Genomic DNA, 17,615 nt, shown 5'->3' on the forward strand with positions numbered 1-17,615 from the left:
GTGCCCTTCAAAGCTCCAGACCTGATTCCCGTTCGGGTCGATCTTCCGGACGGTGTTATCCTGACTCCCGGAGTAGACGTTCCCCGCATCATCTACGGCGACGGCGCGGACGGAATTGCCATGCCCGGTAAAGATCCAGACCTCCTCGACGCCCGTCCCATCGCAGAGATCGCCACCTTCCTCTCCGCCGGTGGCGGCCACATTCCCCGAGGTGCTGGGCAGGATGACGCGATAGCTGGCGGTTTCGGCAAAGGCGGTCCCACTCAGGGACAGTGCCAGGCCGGCGGCTGCCAAGGCGTGCAAGGGAGTACGGTAATCGAGCTTCATCAGGACGCTCCTTGTCCAGAGGGATTCTTCCAGGTTGCCCCGTATTAGACCCCTTGGGTCAGGGGCTGTCAAAGGGCATTTCCAGGGCAAAAAAACCCGTGCCACCGAAGCGACACGGGTCAGTGGCCGTATTGGCCCAGTGTTTTTGGAACCCGGGGTTAGTTCGAGGTGCAGGCCTCGCCGACTTGGGCGAACGAGCGAACCGTTCCACCTCCGATCCCGACGTACAGAGTGCCCGTGGGGTGGACGGCAATAGCTCTTACAGTGTTGACCGCCTCAAACACCCACAGCTCTTCCCCCGAGGGTGAGATTTTCCGGATCGTCTCATCGTCACCACCCGAATAGATATTCCCTGCGCTGTCTGTCGCGATGGCTCTGATTTTGTCTGAGTGCCCCGTATATCGCCAGATCTCTTGCCCCGTCTCCGGATCGCTCTTGACGAGGTCAGGGCGGTCATCCCCTCCCGAAATCAAGGCGCCGGAGAATTCGTCCATGTGCAGGGACATAATGCCTCTCCAATGGAGAGATTCGTTTTCCCAAAGAAGATCGCCTTCCGGGGCATGCTTGGCTATTCGGCCTGAACTCGAAAGCGATGCGGAATATACGTTGCCACTTTGATCCGTAACGGCGGCGACCACGTTACCGCTATGCGTAAATCGATTCCATTGATGATTCCCGGCCGCATCGGCCTTGTAGAGTCTATCACTCCGGTCCCCAGCGTACACGGACCCGTCCGGGGCTACCGCAATGGAGTATACTCGTCCGTTCGGATTTCCATAGATCCAGACCTTTTCCCCGGTGGACCCGTCGATCCTCCAAACGCTCTCATCCCTTCCCCCCACTAAAATATCGCCTGAAGGCCCCAAGGCCATAGCATTAATAATCCCTGGGTGCTCGGTGTGCTCCCAGATGACGCTATAGTCCTCTCCAGATCGCTTTACGACACCCGACTGCACGTTGTGAACGATGTTTCCGTTCGCGGTCCTGAGGACCGCGTTAATCTGTGTCTTCGCGCCCGACTCGATGGTCGCGACTTCCATGAGCTCATCCCCATCACAGAGCTCGTCTTCGCCACCGGCGCTTCCGCCGGTAGATACCATCCCCGAGGCGCTGGGCAGAATCACGCGATAGCTGGGGCTTTCGGCGAGGGCGACGCCACTCAGGGCCAGTGCCACGCTGGCGGCCACGAGGGTTTTCAGGGGAATTCGGTAGTCGAGCTTCATCGGACGCTCCTTGTCCAGAGGTATTCTTCCAATTTTCTCGTATTAGGCACCCCGGGCCATCGGTCGTCAAATGCCATTTTTCAGGCACAAAAAAAGCCCCGCAAAAGCGGGGCCGGTGGCTAGAGATCCATCCCTTCTATGACCTTCTCGCGAAGCTCATAGAGGAGGGAGGGGTCCTTCTGCTGATCCCGAAGGATCCGCAGAAGGAGGAGGAGGTCCTCATCGGACATGGGGGAAAAGTCGACATCGTCGAACATCGCAGCCTCCTTGGCTGGTGGGTGAATTTCCGCTTGGGTCTACAAGCATTGATTTCACCCGCCAGAGGCAGGATGTTCAGGTGATGGCGATCTCCTTCATTGCGGACCGAATGTCCTCCGCCGACCAGGCATCGGTCGGGGAATTGGTTGTTCCGCACGAGGGGCAATCCTCATCCACTTCGCCATCCCAGGCGGTCCAGTATTCGTGGCCGCAGGAACATTCGTAGGTGAGGACAAAGCCCTCATCGAGGGCCCAGACATGGGCCTCGAGCACATTACTTCCAAAAGACATAGTGGTTCTCCTTGAAAAAGGACACCCCGAAGGGTGCCCGTGGTTGGGTTACGCCACCAGCGGATTCCGCTCGGCGGGCGTGATCACGTCCTTGAGACGCTCTCGGAGTGCCCGCGCCGCGTCGTCACTGGTGTCGGCTTCGCCGTCTTCATTCAGGACGGCCAGCACATGCCTTTTGTACCGGTGACTATCGGGCCATTGCGTCCACATAATGAGCGCAAAGTAGAGTGTCCCACGCTCGGTGGCGTCCAGGTCGAACCCGGACACTGGCGTGACGTTGATCCGCTCGCACAGCGAGTCGATCCCCTCGGCATTCAGCATCTCCCATTCGCAAATCGAATGAAGATCCGGCGAGCCATCAAACAACAACTGCACCGCCCGCAGGGATGCCAGCACCAGGGTCATATCCTCCGCACGGAGCGGAACGTTTTTCGTTTCGTTCATGGTGATTCTCCTCAAAAAGCCCTCAAGGGGCGTTGGTCGTTACTCGGGTAGAGCTGCTCGCCATCCTCTTCGTGACCGGCGATCAAAAACGCTCCAGGGGAGGCGTCGGACTCCATATTGTTCCAGTACGCCTCCAGGGCAGTCTCCAGCCCCTCGAGGTACGCCGGATCTTCCACATCGATCCCCGCGCAGGCATGTGCCAGCACAAGACTCCCCACGATATCGGGCAGATCAGGATCGTGCGTGACGGTCCCTGATGCCCCATGCTCGTTTTCCGAGAGGGTGATTTCGATGCCGTCGACCGGCAGCTTGATGTTGCGTTCAGACATGGTGATTCTCCTGAAAAGACGCCCCCGTAGGGGCGGGTAGGGGTGTTGCCGTTCAGGCGGTCCGTTGGTCCAGAGGACCCTCGAAGCGTTCGAAGTCCTCGATCAGACGAAAGGCTTCCGCTCGCAAGAGACGGTCGCCTCCCTGCATGACCTCCAGCAGTTGCCGCTTCTCGCGCAGGTACACTCGCGCAAAGTTCGGGTCGTGCCGAAAGATCGAACGGGAGTTGTCGATCAGATCCGCCAGCTTCACGGTCTGGGCCGGCATTGGGGCCTGGGCAAGATGCGCCCGGTCCAGTGCCTTGCGCTGGGCTCGATTGCCGTCCTCGGGCCGACTCACATCGGTGAGCCAGTAGACGAGGGAGGCGACCTTGCCACCGAATTCCCGCTCGATGTCCGACAGCTCGACGTCGGTATCCTCCACCGTGTCGTGCAGCCAGGCAGCGGCCAACATCGACTCGGTGTGATCCACCAAACGCACGATCGCCACGACAGCGGCCGGATGCACGATGTAAGGCTCGCCGGTGTACTTGCGTACCTGACCCACACGCTCGTGGGCCACGGCCGCAAACCGCCGAGCCCGGGTTTCCAGCTTCGTTTCGCGTTCAGACATGATCACCTCCCAGACCCATACGGATCTCATGGAGTTGTCGCATCTTGATGCGGTCATAGACACCGGCTTCAGACCGCCCGATGAACAGGGGACGCCACTGGTCCTGCGGGAGTGGATTCCCGTCGATATCCAGCGCCTGCTCCCCGATTCGAGCGGTCTTCAGGCGACTGAGGTGACCCGGAACCCCCGGTTCCCGATTCCGCACGTCCGTGTTACCGACATAGACCTCGTCGTCTCGCTTTCCGATGCAATGCATGGTGATTCTCCTTTAATGCGCCCATAAGGGCGGGTGGTTGGGTTCAGTCGATCAAGCCCGCTTCACGAGCTTCAAGGCGAGCGTTCTCCCGAAACGCTCGGGCTTCCTCAAGTGCCGATTCCTTCCGGTCGAACTTGAACCGATTCCGGTCCAGGCAGACGATCTTGCCGCGCAGCTTGGGGACCCAATAGCGGCGGAAGTCGCCGTCCTCGATCACACTGATGGTCCCAGCGTAGGCACGCGGTGCCGTGGCGTAATGCATCAGCTTCGATTCTCGTCCCGTCATGGTGCTTCTCCTGAAAACACTCCCGCTCAAGGGGAGGGTGGGTGTCTCACGCTCGGGGTTTCCCGAAACGCGCTCCTTCAGCACCGGGTGAGGGTGCCTGCATGAAGACGATGACACGGGGTAGAAGGGGATGACCCGACCCGGAACTTCGCCCAGGCCGCGGTCGCGTCACGTTCACCCCCGCGGGTGCAACGCAACGAATACGGTGTTCAAAAAAATCCCCACGTTCAGAACGAACGCGGGGAGTGGGTTTTACTGCGTAATCAAAGGCTTATGAGCACTTCGACCACCCGCAGTCCAGGCAGGTCGGACATCCATCCATCATCTGGGTGGTCCCGCCGCATTTGGGGCAATCGCCCTGCTGCGAGAGGCCCGATCCTTCAGCCGGAGGCGGTGTCTGAACCGCCGCCGGACGCGCCGACGGGGCCTGACCCCGATACCCCTCTACCAGATCCCACAGGGGGAGCTGGTTGCCGTCCGCGTCCAGAAACCCTCGACGATAGAGGATCATCTGGATCGCATAGGCGATCGCCGCGGCTTCGGAGTTGTGATATACGGGCTTGCCGTACTCGTTCACTCCGCACCGCACCGGGCCCTTGTCCCACGTCACCTGACGCAGGTCCATCAGGGCCTGTGCGGCATAGCCGCCACGGGCTGCCAGGGAAAGACTCCGCATGGTCGCGGAGATCCACTGGTACGAATCGGACTGCTGTCCGGTCGGAAGAAAGAACTCGATCGGCCGCTCAATCACGACCTTCTCTCCGTCCACCATACCCTCAACCGGCATGAAGCTGACCAAGAGATAGATGGTCTGCTTCCCGTCCTGGGTGTAGTAGCGGATTTTCTCCGAGACTGCCTCCAGCCCCCCTTCGGGGCGCGACACAATGCGCCGTTCCAGGGGGTCAATGTCCGCCGGCTTGGTTTCCGCCGGGGTTTGGGGCCCACCGCCACGGTGGACGGCGATAATGGGCTTCTTGATTTCCTTCATGTCCATTTTGGATCTCTCCTGAAAAAGGGGGTACACGCCCCCATCCGGGGAACGTGTCCCCGGTGGGGTTGAAAGCAGGGCCTACAGCATTCCGTAGTACCCCTCCTCAATCGCGGCAAAGAGATTGGCAGCCGTGTGTTCCTGGCCGTTGTGCCAAATCTTCTCGTTACCGCGAACGGTGACCTCCTCTCCATCGTCCTGAACGAACGTGAAGGTCTCCTTCTCGAGCTGCTTCGGGTCCATGAGGACGCCCATCGCGCTCTTCGGGTTGTACCGGTAGGTGGTACAGCCTTTCAGACCGCTCTCGAACGCCTCCAGGTACACGTTCTCGAAATCACCGAAGTCAATCTCGGTGGGAACGTTGACGGTCTTGGAGATGGACGAATCCACCCACTTCTGAGCCGCCGCCTGGACCTGCACATGCTCGGATACCGAGACGTCATTCGCACTGCGCGCCGCGGTCGGCAGATCATCGGGACCCGCTTCCGGGTTCACGAAGTACCGATAGGCCAACAGCTCGAATGAGTAGACGTCCTGGGCTTCCTTCGACTGCTTACCGGGAACGATGACGTTCCGGGTGTAGTGATGCATGAAGGAGGGCTCAATCCCATTGCTGGCATTGTTCCCGATGGACAGGGAGATCGTCCCAGTGGGCGCGATCGAGGTAGCGTGCGTAAACCGGGCACCGTGCTCGGCCAGCTCTTCCACCAACTTCGGCTCCACCTCGGCGATGCGCTGCATGTACCGGCTGTACCGGGCATGCAGGACACGACCCTTGATGCGATCGCCAACGGCATAACCGTCGCGAGCCATCTCCGGACGCTGCCGCATCATCTTCGGCGTGATCTCGAAGTCCTCGTCCAGGACCGGTGCCGGTCCCTTTTCCTTCGACAGCTCCAGCCCCATCTTCCAGGACTCAACTGCCATCACCTGGGACACCTCTTCCGTAAAGGCCAGAGAGCCCGCTTCCCCGTAGGGAAGACCCAGCATTGCCATCGTCGATCCAAGACCGAGGAACCCCATGCCGTGACGACGCTTACGCATGATCTCCTCGCGCTGTGCCTCAAGAGGCAAGCCCGAGCGATCCACAACGTTGTCCAGCATCCGTGTGAAGATCCGAACCACCTTTTTGAATTTGGCCCAGTCGAACTCGGCCTCCTCCGTGAAAGGATCTTTCACAAACCGCGTCAGATTGACGCTGCCCAACAGGCAGGCGCCATCCGGGGGCAAGGGCTGTTCACCACCGCGCTGTTACTTTCACCGGCTTACCGGCTACTGACCCGGCCCGAGGGCAGGGCGGGGAGGCACTTCGGCGCTCCCTCTCCCGTTTCTGTGTTCGACGCGAACATCGAACGGCGTTATCCGGGAGTCCAGACTGTCGCTCCATCTCCTGTTCCCAGGAGAGCCCAATCACTCAGTCGTTCAGGCTGCACGGGATCGCTCCCTGCTTGCCCCCTGTCATCCCCGCCGGGATTTCCAAGTCGATCAGATCGGGTGTTTCCATACTGCGTCACCGCAGCAGGCCGCATGATTGCTTACGGGTTGGTGGCCCTGATGGTCTCGCAGAACCAGTTGTTGTTCATCTCGTTAATTCTATCCACGAGAATGAACCCCGGTTCTGCGTGGTCAAAGGTCGATTGCATGACCTTGTCCCACAGATCCCGAGCGCGCACCGTGCGATACACACGACACGCCACTCGGCCTTCCTCGTCCAACGTGTACCCATCCTCGATCACCGGCCAGTCGCGGTAGATGATCTCGTGGTCTTCCTCAGACTCACAGGGGAGCAGGGGAAAGGCCAGCTTCCAGTCCGTGTTGGCCTTGACGGCCTCTACGAACTCGTCGCGAATGAGAAGAGACAGGTTGAACTTGGTCAGGCGACCCTTGGCGCGCTTCGCAGCAATGAACTGCTCCACGTCCGGGTGCCCGATGTCGAAGGTGCCCATCTGGGCACCGCGCCGTCCCCCAGCGGAGGACACGGTGGCGCAGGTTGCATCGAAGATGTCCATAAATGTTAGCGGACCACTCGTTTCGGCACCTGCGCCGCTAACGCTGGCCCCCTTCGGACGGAGGGTGCTGAAGTCGTAACCGATCCCGGCTCCCGACTTCAGGGTCATCCCGGCGGCCACGTTGGCTTCCAGGATGTTCCGCATCGAATCCCGAACCGTACGAGAGACGGTGCAGTTGATGAGGGTGGTCGCCGGCTTGAACGCCTGCGCACCCGCATTGGACAGAATACGCCCTGCCGGGATTGCCCCGTTCTCCAAGGCCCAACGGAAGTCCGCTTCATGTTGCTCGCGGGATTCTTCAGGTTCATCGGAGGCGAGGTCTGCGGCCACCCGGGTAAACATGCCCTCGATGTCACCATCGACCGGCGTGCCTTCCAGGTCCTTCAGGTGGTACTTGCTATCCCATATGCCAAGCGAGGCCGCCTGGTAGGGAACGTCCTGGGTGTTGCGGGCGACATTGCCCGAGATTACTTCGTTCATGGTTATCTCCTTGCCTCCCACCTTGGAGGTCTTGAATGAACCGACCGAAGTCAGCGGAGCCATGATCCCCGGTTACACCGGGAGACTCAAGGAACCGCCAACCCGGCCGGGGTGAAGTGCAGGGTATATACCCCAAAAATGAACAGCGGCCTACTGGGTAACCCGGTAGGTCCCGCTGTGATGAATCAACCGGACTGCCTGACCCACCTGGAACGCTTGATCCGCGCCCTGGGTCACGACAACGTTACGACCAGTTTCCAACTCAACCTGAAGCTCTACTCCAGTCTGCTGAGCCATCCGCTGATCCACACGAGCCCCCGCGGCGGCCCCAATACCAGCTCCGGCCACCTGAGCAATACGACGCCCAGTACCGTTGCTGACATTGGAACCCAGAGCTGCGCCGGCAATACCACCCACAGTGGCACCGACCGCTCCACGGTTCCCCGTACGGCGATTCTCCTCGTGAACGCGAACCTCACGAATCGCGACCACGGTTCCGTTTTGCACGTCACCGGTCGTGCGCGCATCCCGGATCGGGTAATCACCCGAACCGATCGGCGAGGTCGCGCAACCGACAACCAAAACGACCAGAACAACGACTGCCATCATCTTCATGTACTTCATAGTGGTTCTCCTTGAACACACGACCCCTCTCTCCAGGGGCCGTTAGAAATAAACAGCCCGGAGAGGGGCAAAGGTGCTACCGGAGGCCTACCACTTCCCCCAAGGCTCCGGATTCGGCGCCGGTTGCGGGGGCTGCTGTGAAGGCTGACTGGATTGCTGCTGGTTTTCCTTCCCATCCCTCAACTCGTTGCCATCTCGGACAACTGGAGCGGGTGGGGCGGACTGCTGGGGTTCAGACGAAACCGGACGCTGGTTCGCATACGGATCCACATAAGCAGGGCCCGGAGGCGCCTGATTCGGTTGCGGTTGCGGTTCGCCGTATCCCTGATACCCGTTCGGGGGGTATCCCGGCTGCTGCGGAGGATAACCGTACGGATACGGCTGCCCCTGCTGCGGGTATCCCTGGTTCGGGTAGGTCTGCCCCTGATAAGGCTGAGGCTGACCCTGATACGGGTAAGCACCCTGGGGCGGACAACCCTCATGGTGATACCCCTGCGGTGGCGCTGCCGCCGGTTGCGACTGAGGTTGCGAAGCAACCGACTGAGGCGGGTTCTGCTCGGCGGCCGGCGTTTCCACCGAAGCCTCCGAAGAAGCCGGCTGACGGATCACATCGAGTCGATCCGCTACAACCCCCATCACAGATATGGTCTTGCCGTTGACCTCTATCGTCCGTGGCTCCAAGTGCCCCTGGACCTGAACGAGGGCCCCCTTACGGGCTCGGCTCAAAGCGATATTGGCGGTCTCGCCAAATGCCATGATCTTTGCCCACCGGGTAGTGCCATCCGGTCCGTCCTGGGCAATCACCAGGCGAACCGTGGTGTGCTGGCCTTCTCGTGACGTCTGCTCGGGATGACTCCCAAGAACGCCCAACATCCAAAAGTAGTTCTTGGTGTTGCTCATAATGCATCTCCTTCATCGTAAATCGGGAGATACATCCCTCCCCCATGGGAGATGTATCTCCCGGTGGGGGAAATGACCCGAAGGTCATCGCTTGTTAGCCCAGCGTCGGCTCTCTAAGAGACTCTGATCCTACGCCCCTTAAATCGACCTCGCAAAAACCATTCAAGCCAACAAAAAAAGGCCCGACCTCTCGGCCGGGCCCGCTCTCGCTATTCACTCGCACTACAGGCGTTCGTGCTCGCACCTAACCCTGCGCTCCAGCATTCGGCTGCCTTCCTCTGGCCCAGCGATCCACAGAACCCAAAGCACGATCAGGCACGCCACAACCAGACGATCATTTCCCGCCCCAGCCGCCATGGCCGCCATCAGAAGCAGGGGCGGGGTGCTGGCGCCCACCATTTGCACGATAGGGCGGTACGCCATCCGCGCCCCACCCAGATCCAATCGAACCAGGGCGACCCCGAACAGCGACGCCACAATCAGCGCAACACCCACAAAGTCCGGTACCGCGTTCAAGTGCAACCCCGTCACTCCGACGACCAGGGTCGCAACAATACCCGCATTCACCACCCAATCTTCCAGGTCGTCGCTCATCACCCACTCAACCACTGGATCTCGAAGCCTTTCACTCACTACGCACCTCCCTGTGCTGAATTATTCGATTCTCTTCAGCGTTTCCGATTCGGCCGTTCCGGCTCACAACCAAGCCAATCACAGATGTCCTCGCTGGTTTTGACGCTGCTCAACCACATCGCATCGACAAACGCGGGCGCCAGCTTCCTTCGGTGTGTCGATAACACCGTGATGGTCTGCTCAAGATCGATCACCGCATAACCGAGAATCGGCAACCGCAACAGCAGGGCGTAGTAGATCCCCCCGTCGATCCGAAACATCAGTTCGCGCTGACGAAGGTCCGACGCTCGCCTCTGAACCCGGTACTCGAAGCCCAGGTCTTCGCCGGACGCTGGAAGCCCAAACATCCGTCGGACAAATCGACACGACATCCGGCCGATCGGCCCGCAGTCGAGATCCACCCGCTCCTGCGCCTGGCGCCACTTCGTATACGCTTCAACACTAACCACTTCGTTGCGCATGAACGTCCGTTCTTTCGCGGTGATCGAGTTCATTCGGAATCCTCCGTACGGACCACTCGAAGCGCAGGCTTCTGCTCTCGCATCATCCGACGCTTTGCCTCTTGGAATAGAACCTTTTTCCGACCTGCCGTTGGCGAGCTGCACCCATAGATCTTTCGGCGTGCCTGATGCGCCTGCTCCAGCTCCTCGATTCGCTCTTTCTTCATTCCAGTTCCTCCTTGTTTTTCTGGGCCCTCGTGACATTCGCGATGACCTTTCGTAGCGATCCTATCGTTGCCACTTGATCTCGGACGATCGCAAACCGATCCTCCGCACTCTCGATCATTCTCCGCTCCCTTTCCGACGCGGGCTTGAAACGTCCGGTCGCATACCTTGATGCCGACCCTTTCCTGACGTATCTGGCCTGGTACTTCTTCTTGCCGTTCGCTGTCGATACCCACTCCATTCGCCGCCATTCAATCGCCAATCTCGTCGCGGGCTGCTTCATCCCCCGATCCCGCTCCTCCTTCGGCGACCTCACCCTAACCGAGTACCGAAACCATTCCTTTGGGGCCCCGTTTCTCGACGCGTACATCTCTTCGTCGAATTCCTTCTTGATTTCGAGCGCTTGTCGTTCCAGGTCCTCATGCCACTCTTCTAGCGTTTCCCCTACCTGCCGTATCTTTTGCGCCCCCATTTTCCCGAGGAGATCTTCTTCCATTTTTTATCCTTTACTTAATCATCGGAGAACTTGGGTCAAGTTCTCCCCTAAGAATGGCCGCCCCGTTTTTTGGGCGATTTCTCGAATTTCTTAATTCTTTCCATGTGGTCCCTTATTAAGGGAGCACATGGATAATACGATCAATCTTCCCCTGATTTTCCATATGATCCCTTAATAGGGGAGTACATGGATTATTATAGGAACCGTTTTCGCCCGAATGTCCAGTTTTTCTTCTTTCCATGTACTCCCTTAATAAGGGCGTACATGGACTTTTCTTTTTTCTCCTCGTTTTCCGTCTCCCCGTTTTTCTCCCGGGAGAAAATGCATCCAATCCGCTGCGATGAGGACTCCTAGAGGCCTCTTTCTCCCGAGAGAAAACGCCCACAATCCGGGCTTTCACGAGTTCATTTGAAACTTTTCTCCCGGGAGAAAAGCCCCGGATCAACCCCTCTCTTCTGCCTCGTCCGACTCGTTTTCTCCCGGGAGAAAACGCCCGTCTAAACCCGCGATCTCGTCATCTTCGTCGGGATCTACCGGGTCCCTTGTCGCACTATCTTGAGATGGGATCCTAGACAGGATCGAGACGGGGTGATCATCTTCAGACTGAGTTGCGCCAATCAGAAACGGAAGCATCAAAATTGCACAACCCCCTGCCATGTCTCCGCTTCGCAAATGACTAATCAAGTCGGCTTCCGGGTTCTCGGATGCATTGCCGAGATTGAAGTTATGGTCAACCATTCCGAGTAGTGCATTGCGCTCGTCTTCATCCATCCGACTCAGGGCCTCTTTGCCGCCTAGTTTTTTGCGAATCACCAACTGGTAAAACGTATGAAGAGGCTGCGTCTTTCGGGTCGGATTCGGCATCGTCGCCGGCTTTGCCTTGAACGCTTTTTTGCGCGACTTCCCTGTGGGCTTGGGGGCCTCCTTGTTCGCTCGATCCTTGAACTCCTTCAGGCGATTTCGAAGCCGCCCGCTACTCGTAGCCGAGTCCGCGTTGGCGACCTCGTCTACAAACTCTTCGGCCAAGTTCGGCGCCTTATTTTCAAGCCCTTTGACGCCGTAGATAAGCTCGATATCGGAGGTCAGGTTCTGATTAACGAGACGTGATGCGTGCGGCCCAAGATCCAGGATCGACAGCCGCTTCGAGAGCCAGGACTGCTTCTTGTTGTAGCGCCGAAGGAGGGCGTCCACATCGCCACCCAGGCGATCCAGATCCGCCTTTAGCTGGCGGGCCTCCTCAAGCTGAGTCAGGTTCTTTCGGTGGATGTTTTCGGCCATCTGGACACGAGCCGCCTCGTCATCCGAAAGCTGACGAATCACTGCCGGGATTCGGTCCAGGCCCGCCATCTTCGAGGCTCGCAAGCGGCGTTCGCCCGCGACCAGCTCGTACCCGTCTCCCGATGGGTTCGGCCGAACCGTGATGGGTTGAATGACCCCTTGTGCAGCAATGTCGTCCGCAAGATCTCGGAGGGTGTTTTCCTCGTCCTCGAAGTCCTTCCGGACCTGGTCTGCAACATGGATTTCGGCCACCGCCAGCTTGGTCATCCGGGCATCGCTATCGTTGGTCAAATCGGAAATTCCGCTCTCTTCAAACATCGTTATCAGTTCTCCATATCCGTCTTCACTCATTGGTCTTCCTTGCCTTTTACTTATGCTTTTTCAAGCTCTTCAAGAATGTACGTCATACCGTTTTTCCACTCTTTAGCGGCCCGGCGATGACTGCTCCCCCTCGGCTTATCCCAGACGGATGTCCGGTTCAGGATCGCTTGCTTGACCGCGGCGCGCTCATTTAGCTCGAAGGGCAGCAGTGCGTCACCGAATGTGGCACGCAGCATGTTGAGACCCTTCATCTCGGCCCGGCTTCGGCTATTCACCTTTGAAGGCAGCAACCCCATCAGGCGAAGCTCCGGGTTGTAGCCTTCATCACGCACCCGTCTCAGATACCCCCACAACTCGACCAGGGAGCGGGTCTCAAAGAGTCCGACACCACACGGAGACACCACAGCGTTGGAAGCCAACAGGGAGGCGATCGTCATCGGAGGGTGGAAGCCGAGATGGCCAGGGGTATCGATAATCGCGACGTCGTATTCGGGGGAAATCCGGCGAAGATGGTCCCGCGGTGCCTGCATCGTGCTGCGATCCGGCGCTTCGAGATTACTGATCGATGGGGTCGCGCGGAATATGGAAATTCCCGGATGCCCCTCGAGGCGCCGTGGGCGCGGGGACTCCCACGCCTTCTCCGGTGCCCGGAAGAGGGCGGTGGTTTCGTCTCGTCCCGAGGCATCACTCACCTTCGTATCCGCGCCGAAGTACATGGATAGACTGGATTGTCGATCCATATCCACCAGAAGCACCCTGCGGCCGGACTCCGCGGCACAATGAGCGAGATGGGCGGCGATGGTCGTCTTGCCAACGCCTCCTTTTTGGTTGGCGATACTGATCGTGCGCACTCGGAAATCCTTTTCCGTTATTGGGTTGGAGATGGGTGAGGGGTTAGCCTTTTGCCCCGATTGTGGCTTTCAGTAGGGCAATCAGCTCGCCTCCGCTCAGGCCGTCTTCCGGCATGGCCTTCTTGAGCTGGGCCATGCAGACGCGACCGACCTGGAAGGCATCCTCATGGGTGATTGGTACAGCCACCAGGCCGTCGCTGGAGAACACCTTGATAAAGAACCCCTTGTCCTGCCGTGCCAAATAGAAGCCCTTGTCCTTGTTGACGCCATGCGACTTGAATTCGCACTCGCCAAGGACGCCCAGGATCACCGCAGAGACTGTGGCCAGCTCATTAGGGGTCAACTGCACGGCGATCTTGTTTTTCCAGTCGTAATTGCGCGCCTCAATGGCTTTCGCCCCCTGAATACTGATGGTGGCGATTGAATCGCGGCGCGTATCTTCTTCGAAGCTCACGGCGCCTTTGCCGCCAAATACCTTGGCTTTAAGGCCGAATTCGAAGGGTGCTTTTCCGGTTTCCCGCGCATCGGGCGTTGCGCTGTCGTTCATGCTCTGGCCTCGGGACTTCTGCGTTCGGGGGGCATACTGATCCGTACCGTGACCACCGAGCAGGGTATTCAGTTTCTCGCGGGCTGCGCGCGCCTCATCCTGCCCGCCCATGTAGAGCGTCTTGAGGTGTGCAAGGATCCGATCGCGTCCATGTGATGCGATTACGGCCTGGAGGGCCGCATTATCGGGGGCGGGGATGTCTTTCCCCTGGAGAAGCTCTCGGACATCTCCAAGGTTCTGTGGTTCGTTGAAGGGCATAGCCAAAACTCCTTTTTGGTTAGTGACGGGTTCATTGTCCTTTGAACCGAGCCCTTGTCGAGTTTTTCTCTCGTGCTTGCTTGCGTTTTTCTCCCCTTACCTTGCCGGAAGATGATGTTCGTCGCAACCACCCTGCCATGCCCGCTTTCTCTCGGGAGAAAGCGGGAATTCATCGAGCGTCCGTGAAGGCGTTTCAGGCACAAAAAAAGCCCACGATCCGAAGATCGTGGGCTTGTGGTGGGTGGGCAAGAACTTAGACGTACCTGCGAGCGTTCCAAATGTATTCCGGACCGTAATCGCGAAGTGCGTCATTCCAGTCATAGCCTTTTTCCCCTTCGGGGACATCTTGGCGGGCAAACAACACCTTCACCTCGATGCCTCGATCAATCAGCCTTCGGGCGAGATGCGCGGACGCATGCTCGCCTTCAATCGATCGATCCAGGTCCGCCCATATCACGACCTTGCGGGTGTGAGGCGGCGGCTGAAAACCCCGAAGCAGGGCCGCGGAGAAGGTGGCCCATACGGGCTCCTGCTCCTTCAGTCCGTAGCGCACGGACAGGGCTGACTCAAGACCTTCCGCAAGATGCAGAATGCCAGCCCCCTCGCGCGGAAACGGGAACAACGGGATTGCCCCGCCGGTGATCTCCACGGTGCTCTGTACTCGACAGAGCCGTTTTTCTTCACCGACGGGCACCGGAGCTTTCCCGGTACCATCTTCGGAAAGGAACGTACGATGTAGCGTCCCCTTAGCCCCGTCTTCCTGACAGAGCAGGGCGAGCAGCCCAGGAAACGACTTCGTCGTTTTCTTTTCCGAGTAGTCATACCACCCGAGCTTCGGATGCACTCGAACCGTTTCGGGCCACTGCTGGAGCCGGATGCCCCGGTTTTCCAGATAGGTCCGCCCAATGATCCCCTCGGGGGAGTCCAGTGGGAATGATTCGCGCGACAACCGATTGAGCTGTTCGGCGGTTTCCTCGTCCCGTTTCTGACGCTCTTGTGCCTGTCTCTCCTTACGCTTGCGTTGTTGCTCAAGCATTACAGGGTCTGACTTAGCATCTGGCAGGTCATCGAAATTACCACCAAGGACATTCGCGATGGCATCCAGAAGCTGCGGAAACGTAAGATCTTTCCGTAGCCAGCGAAGAACGGCCAGGCCGTCCGTGAAGCAGGACTTTCCATCACCCGACGTGAAATCCAACGCACCAGACTCTCCGGGGCGGTTGACGTAGGCACGGCCAGTCTCTACCCAGTTCTTGTCAAGGCGAAAACCGTCGGTTCCCCCGAGAATGGGGTTCGCAACATGATTCGGCGCCCTGCGCATAGCCGCCTCAAGGTTCTCGCGGGCCAACGCCGAAAAAACGACGTCCCACTTGCCCTCGGCCATTTCCTTGATTTGCCATGCTTTCAGCCTTTTCGGCTTACCTTCCTTCTGACTCATGATTCCTCCTCAAAACACCCGTGCCAGCGGGTGCGTTCCGAAACAAAAGAACACACCCCTGGCAGGGTGCTGATTAGGCGGCGGTTCCGGTCAGGACCGGGGAGAGCATCTCGAACAGCTTGTGCGCGAGATCGTCCACCGTCGAAATAACCGCCGTATGGTCATCACCGAACAGATCGCTCGGATCCGTGCCAACACCGATGGCGTAGGATTCAACCCCCACGTCTTCCCGGGCGATCCGGATCGCTTCCTCAGTAGCGGGGAAGTTGTCCGGTGCCCCATCGGTGATCACCAACAGGATTTTACGAGGTTCACGGCAGCTCAACAGGCTCGAGAGCGTTCCCAGAATCGCCTGACTCATAGGGGTTCCCCCCCCAGCCGAAATGGCGAACGAATCCGCTCGAAGCCTTGCCGGTTGCCCAAACATGGTCACCGGAATGAGCCCGCCCCCCGGAATCGAAGCATCTCGACCCGGGAAAGCGCTGACCTGCGTGGTTACTCCCCGCAGGCTGTCCGTTGCAAGCTGAATGGCCATCGCCGCCGTCATGGCAGTCTGAATTTCCTCTGCCATTGACCCTGATCGGTCCACCAGGATCTGGACGGCTGTATTCGGGGTAGATTGTTCGAACTTCCGTTCGAAAATCCTTGCATCCCCGTTAAAGGCGTTAACCAGATGCCGTCCGCTCAGACGTGTGCCCTTGCGTTCCGGCCGCCGGCGCGTTCGGTTGACCGCCTGGAACTGACGTTCCAAACGCATCCTAAGCACCGAGCTTGCAGCTCCCGCGTCCTGGACATAGCGATCGCCGAGACCGTTTCCAGCCGGCGACTCCTGACAGAAGCCACCGGGCAGCAACGACTGACCGCTATACCCATTCTTTCGGAAGTCCTCGTTGCAGGCTTCTTCGAGTTCATCGTTGACCTGGTCGCCCAGGTCATACGTTTCGTCGACTTCATCCGCCTGCTCGTCCAGTTCCTCGCGCGTGGGGAGTTGATCACCCCCTTCCTCGCTGGTGTCCTGGTCGGACGCTGAATCCTCGCCGTCTTTCTGCGAGTCTTCATCCGAGGCCGAACCCTTGTCCGCATCCTCCGGTTCCCCGGATTCCTCGGTCTCGTCTTCGTCCTCGTCTCCGCTCGACGCTTCCGGATCGTCTTCCTCTTCGGAATCCTCACCGTCATCGCTTGCCCCATCCGAATCCTCGTCATTCGAGTCTTCCTCCGGGTCCTCCGAATCGGCGCCGTCATCGGTGCCTTCTTCGCTGGAAGAGTCGTCCTTTTCCTCTTGGTCCGGGTCCTCTTTCGATTCCCCGTTCGTTGACGCTTCACCCGAACCGTTTTCGTCCTCACTGGAGTCCGAGTCCGATTCGCCTTCGCCGCCGTCCGACTCCTCCTGGTCGTCCGATTCCTCCGATTTCTCCTCGGTGTTATCGGACCCCTCATTGCTGGAGGCGTCTTCCTGCGGTTGTTCGCCGATGACCAGATCAATCAGTCGATCGGTAAGGTCGAGCGCCGCCCTAGTATCCGCCAGGGTATCGGCCTCGTGGAGAAGGTCGAGATACGCCTTCATGTCGAGCAATGGAAATTGCTCCTGGAGCGCATCGATACTGGGCTGTGCCGCGTCTTCGATCACCTTCGAGCAGCCTGCGTAAAGGCTACTGTTCAGGATCGCCAACGTGGCATTGAGCAGGACAACCGCGTCGCTTTCGCTTGTGGTCGCCGCCCCCAGCTTCCCTTCTTCATGCAGTGCCTCCCGGGTATCGGTGAGGATGCCTTTTGCGCCTGGATACCGGCGCATTACCGCCTGCTCGATGCGATGGTCTTCCACGATGTTATGGAGTTTCTTGCGGATGGGGGACAAACCCTTCAACCACTCGAAATCCGTTTCGTAGAGATGGGAGACCTCATGGACGAGGTATCCCAGACCGAGCACTCGGCCGCGTTCTGCATTGGCCGGTAGTTGCGGAAGATTGATCCGCTTACCGGCTGTCGCATACGCCTTTTTGCCACCGAAGGTGACCTTGACGCCCATCGCCCCCGCAAGGGCGTGAGCCGTTAGATGAAACGAACGTTTCAGATGTTGTTGCAGCATGGTCATCTCCAAAAAAG

The 17,615-nt window shown here is 58.9% G+C and carries 20 protein-coding genes and 2 pseudogenes; all 22 read right to left on the bottom strand.

The genetic code is table 11. The features are described 5' to 3' along the window. A partial coding sequence (locus F627_RS0114225; RefSeq protein WP_026332123.1) for a hypothetical protein occupies positions 1–327 on the bottom strand: 327 nt, incomplete at its 3' end. Positions 328–485: 158 nt separating this feature from the next. Then, positions 486–1,550, bottom strand: coding sequence for a WD40 repeat domain-containing protein (locus F627_RS15860; RefSeq protein ID WP_019584416.1), 1,065 nt, complete (start codon positions 1,548–1,550; stop codon positions 486–488). Between the two features lie 119 nt (positions 1,551–1,669). Continuing rightward, positions 1,670–1,807: a hypothetical protein gene (locus F627_RS17160; RefSeq protein ID WP_019584417.1), complete on the bottom strand. Its 138-nt coding sequence runs from the start codon at positions 1,805–1,807 to the stop codon at positions 1,670–1,672. A 76-nt stretch (positions 1,808–1,883) separates the two neighbouring features. Next, positions 1,884–2,099 (bottom strand): hypothetical protein, encoded by a 216-nt coding sequence (locus F627_RS0114240; protein WP_026332124.1) that lies wholly within the window; start codon positions 2,097–2,099, stop codon positions 1,884–1,886. Between the two features lie 48 nt (positions 2,100–2,147). Then, a complete protein-coding gene (locus tag F627_RS0114245) occupies positions 2,148–2,543 on the bottom strand; it encodes a hypothetical protein (RefSeq protein WP_019584419.1) in 396 nt (131 codons plus the stop codon). An 11-nt stretch (positions 2,544–2,554) separates the two neighbouring features. Next, positions 2,555–2,872: a hypothetical protein gene (locus F627_RS0114250; RefSeq protein ID WP_019584420.1), complete on the bottom strand. Its 318-nt coding sequence runs from the start codon at positions 2,870–2,872 to the stop codon at positions 2,555–2,557. A 52-nt stretch (positions 2,873–2,924) separates the two neighbouring features. Continuing rightward, positions 2,925–3,482, bottom strand: a complete 558-nt coding sequence (locus F627_RS0114255) for an HD domain-containing protein (RefSeq protein ID WP_019584421.1) — start codon at positions 3,480–3,482, stop codon at positions 2,925–2,927. Continuing rightward, the gene (locus F627_RS0114260) at positions 3,475–3,738 is read right to left on the bottom strand and encodes a hypothetical protein (RefSeq protein WP_019584422.1); all 264 of its coding nucleotides are present in this window, start codon (positions 3,736–3,738) and stop codon (positions 3,475–3,477) included. The genes F627_RS0114255 and F627_RS0114260 overlap by 8 nt, the downstream gene beginning before the upstream one ends. 43 nt (positions 3,739–3,781) lie before the next feature. After that, positions 3,782–4,024 carry a hypothetical protein gene (locus tag F627_RS0114265; RefSeq protein WP_019584423.1) on the bottom strand — a complete coding sequence of 81 codons (243 nt, stop codon included), beginning with the start codon at positions 4,022–4,024 and terminating at the stop codon, positions 3,782–3,784. Positions 4,025–4,295: 271 nt separating this feature from the next. Beyond that, positions 4,296–5,012, bottom strand: coding sequence for a hypothetical protein (locus F627_RS0114270; protein WP_026332125.1), 717 nt, complete (start codon positions 5,010–5,012; stop codon positions 4,296–4,298). Positions 5,013–5,093: 81 nt separating this feature from the next. Next, positions 5,094–6,254, bottom strand: a pseudogene (locus F627_RS0114275) (ribonucleoside-diphosphate reductase); the annotation flags it as partial. A gap of 296 nt (positions 6,255–6,550) precedes the next feature. Further along, a pseudogene (locus tag F627_RS0114280) lies at positions 6,551–7,501 on the bottom strand (ribonucleotide reductase N-terminal alpha domain-containing protein); the annotation flags it as partial. A 150-nt stretch (positions 7,502–7,651) separates the two neighbouring features. Further along, positions 7,652–8,125 carry a glycine zipper domain-containing protein gene (locus tag F627_RS0114285; protein ID WP_019584427.1) on the bottom strand — a complete coding sequence of 158 codons (474 nt, stop codon included), beginning with the start codon at positions 8,123–8,125 and terminating at the stop codon, positions 7,652–7,654. Between the two features lie 87 nt (positions 8,126–8,212). Further along, entirely contained in the window at positions 8,213–9,025 is an 813-nt protein-coding gene (locus F627_RS17370) for a single-stranded DNA-binding protein (RefSeq protein WP_081630771.1), read from the bottom strand. A gap of 222 nt (positions 9,026–9,247) precedes the next feature. Continuing rightward, on the bottom strand, positions 9,248–9,619 hold the full coding sequence (locus F627_RS0114290) for a hypothetical protein (protein ID WP_155987142.1): 372 nt from the start codon (positions 9,617–9,619) through the stop codon (positions 9,248–9,250). A 74-nt stretch (positions 9,620–9,693) separates the two neighbouring features. Continuing rightward, positions 9,694–10,152, bottom strand: a complete 459-nt coding sequence (locus F627_RS0114295) for a hypothetical protein (RefSeq protein ID WP_019584429.1) — start codon at positions 10,150–10,152, stop codon at positions 9,694–9,696. 169 nt (positions 10,153–10,321) lie between these two features. Beyond that, positions 10,322–10,819, bottom strand: a complete 498-nt coding sequence (gene mobI, locus F627_RS15865) for a conjugative transfer protein MobI(A/C) (protein ID WP_019584431.1) — start codon at positions 10,817–10,819, stop codon at positions 10,322–10,324. Between the two features lie 441 nt (positions 10,820–11,260). After that, positions 11,261–12,448: a ParB/RepB/Spo0J family partition protein gene (locus F627_RS0114310; protein WP_019584432.1), complete on the bottom strand. Its 1,188-nt coding sequence runs from the start codon at positions 12,446–12,448 to the stop codon at positions 11,261–11,263. Positions 12,449–12,468: 20 nt separating this feature from the next. Continuing rightward, positions 12,469–13,269 (bottom strand): ParA family protein, encoded by an 801-nt coding sequence (locus tag F627_RS0114315; RefSeq protein WP_019584433.1) that lies wholly within the window; start codon positions 13,267–13,269, stop codon positions 12,469–12,471. A 43-nt stretch (positions 13,270–13,312) separates the two neighbouring features. Then, complete coding sequence (locus F627_RS0114320) at positions 13,313–14,074, bottom strand: hypothetical protein (RefSeq protein WP_019584434.1); 762 nt, start codon at positions 14,072–14,074, stop codon at positions 13,313–13,315. 253 nt (positions 14,075–14,327) lie between these two features. After that, a complete protein-coding gene (locus F627_RS0114325; protein ID WP_026332126.1) occupies positions 14,328–15,512 on the bottom strand; it encodes a toprim domain-containing protein in 1,185 nt (394 codons plus the stop codon). Positions 15,513–15,585: 73 nt separating this feature from the next. Continuing rightward, positions 15,586–17,598 (bottom strand): VWA domain-containing protein, encoded by a 2,013-nt coding sequence (locus F627_RS16055; protein ID WP_026332127.1) that lies wholly within the window; start codon positions 17,596–17,598, stop codon positions 15,586–15,588. Positions 17,599–17,615: the final 17 nt, after the last annotated feature.

This window comes from Thioalkalivibrio sp. ALE16, from assembly GCF_000381305.1.
GTDB lineage: Bacteria > Pseudomonadota > Gammaproteobacteria > Ectothiorhodospirales > Ectothiorhodospiraceae > Thioalkalivibrio.

Coding starts and splice junctions, on each gene's coding strand:
- F627_RS15860 (WP_019584416.1), bottom strand. CDS start 1,550: ATGAAGCTCGACTACCGAATTCCCCTGAAAACCCTCGTGGCCGCCAGC.
- F627_RS17160 (WP_019584417.1), bottom strand. CDS start 1,807: ATGTTCGACGATGTCGACTTTTCCCCCATGTCCGATGAGGACCTCCTC.
- F627_RS0114240 (WP_026332124.1), bottom strand. CDS start 2,099: ATGTCTTTTGGAAGTAATGTGCTCGAGGCCCATGTCTGGGCCCTCGAT.
- F627_RS0114245 (WP_019584419.1), bottom strand. CDS start 2,543: ATGAACGAAACGAAAAACGTTCCGCTCCGTGCGGAGGATATGACCCTG.
- F627_RS0114250 (WP_019584420.1), bottom strand. CDS start 2,872: ATGTCTGAACGCAACATCAAGCTGCCGGTCGACGGCATCGAAATCACC.
- F627_RS0114255 (WP_019584421.1), bottom strand. CDS start 3,482: ATGTCTGAACGCGAAACGAAGCTGGAAACCCGGGCTCGGCGGTTTGCG.
- F627_RS0114260 (WP_019584422.1), bottom strand. CDS start 3,738: ATGCATTGCATCGGAAAGCGAGACGACGAGGTCTATGTCGGTAACACG.
- F627_RS0114265 (WP_019584423.1), bottom strand. CDS start 4,024: ATGACGGGACGAGAATCGAAGCTGATGCATTACGCCACGGCACCGCGT.
- F627_RS0114270 (WP_026332125.1), bottom strand. CDS start 5,012: ATGAAGGAAATCAAGAAGCCCATTATCGCCGTCCACCGTGGCGGTGGG.
- F627_RS0114285 (WP_019584427.1), bottom strand. CDS start 8,125: ATGAAGTACATGAAGATGATGGCAGTCGTTGTTCTGGTCGTTTTGGTT.
- F627_RS17370 (WP_081630771.1), bottom strand. CDS start 9,025: ATGAGCAACACCAAGAACTACTTTTGGATGTTGGGCGTTCTTGGGAGT.
- F627_RS0114290 (WP_155987142.1), bottom strand. CDS start 9,619: ATGAGCGACGACCTGGAAGATTGGGTGGTGAATGCGGGTATTGTTGCG.
- F627_RS0114295 (WP_019584429.1), bottom strand. CDS start 10,152: ATGAACTCGATCACCGCGAAAGAACGGACGTTCATGCGCAACGAAGTG.
- mobI (WP_019584431.1), bottom strand. CDS start 10,819: ATGGAAGAAGATCTCCTCGGGAAAATGGGGGCGCAAAAGATACGGCAG.
- F627_RS0114310 (WP_019584432.1), bottom strand. CDS start 12,448: ATGAGTGAAGACGGATATGGAGAACTGATAACGATGTTTGAAGAGAGC.
- F627_RS0114320 (WP_019584434.1), bottom strand. CDS start 14,074: ATGCCCTTCAACGAACCACAGAACCTTGGAGATGTCCGAGAGCTTCTC.
- F627_RS0114325 (WP_026332126.1), bottom strand. CDS start 15,512: ATGAGTCAGAAGGAAGGTAAGCCGAAAAGGCTGAAAGCATGGCAAATC.
- F627_RS16055 (WP_026332127.1), bottom strand. CDS start 17,598: ATGCTGCAACAACATCTGAAACGTTCGTTTCATCTAACGGCTCACGCC.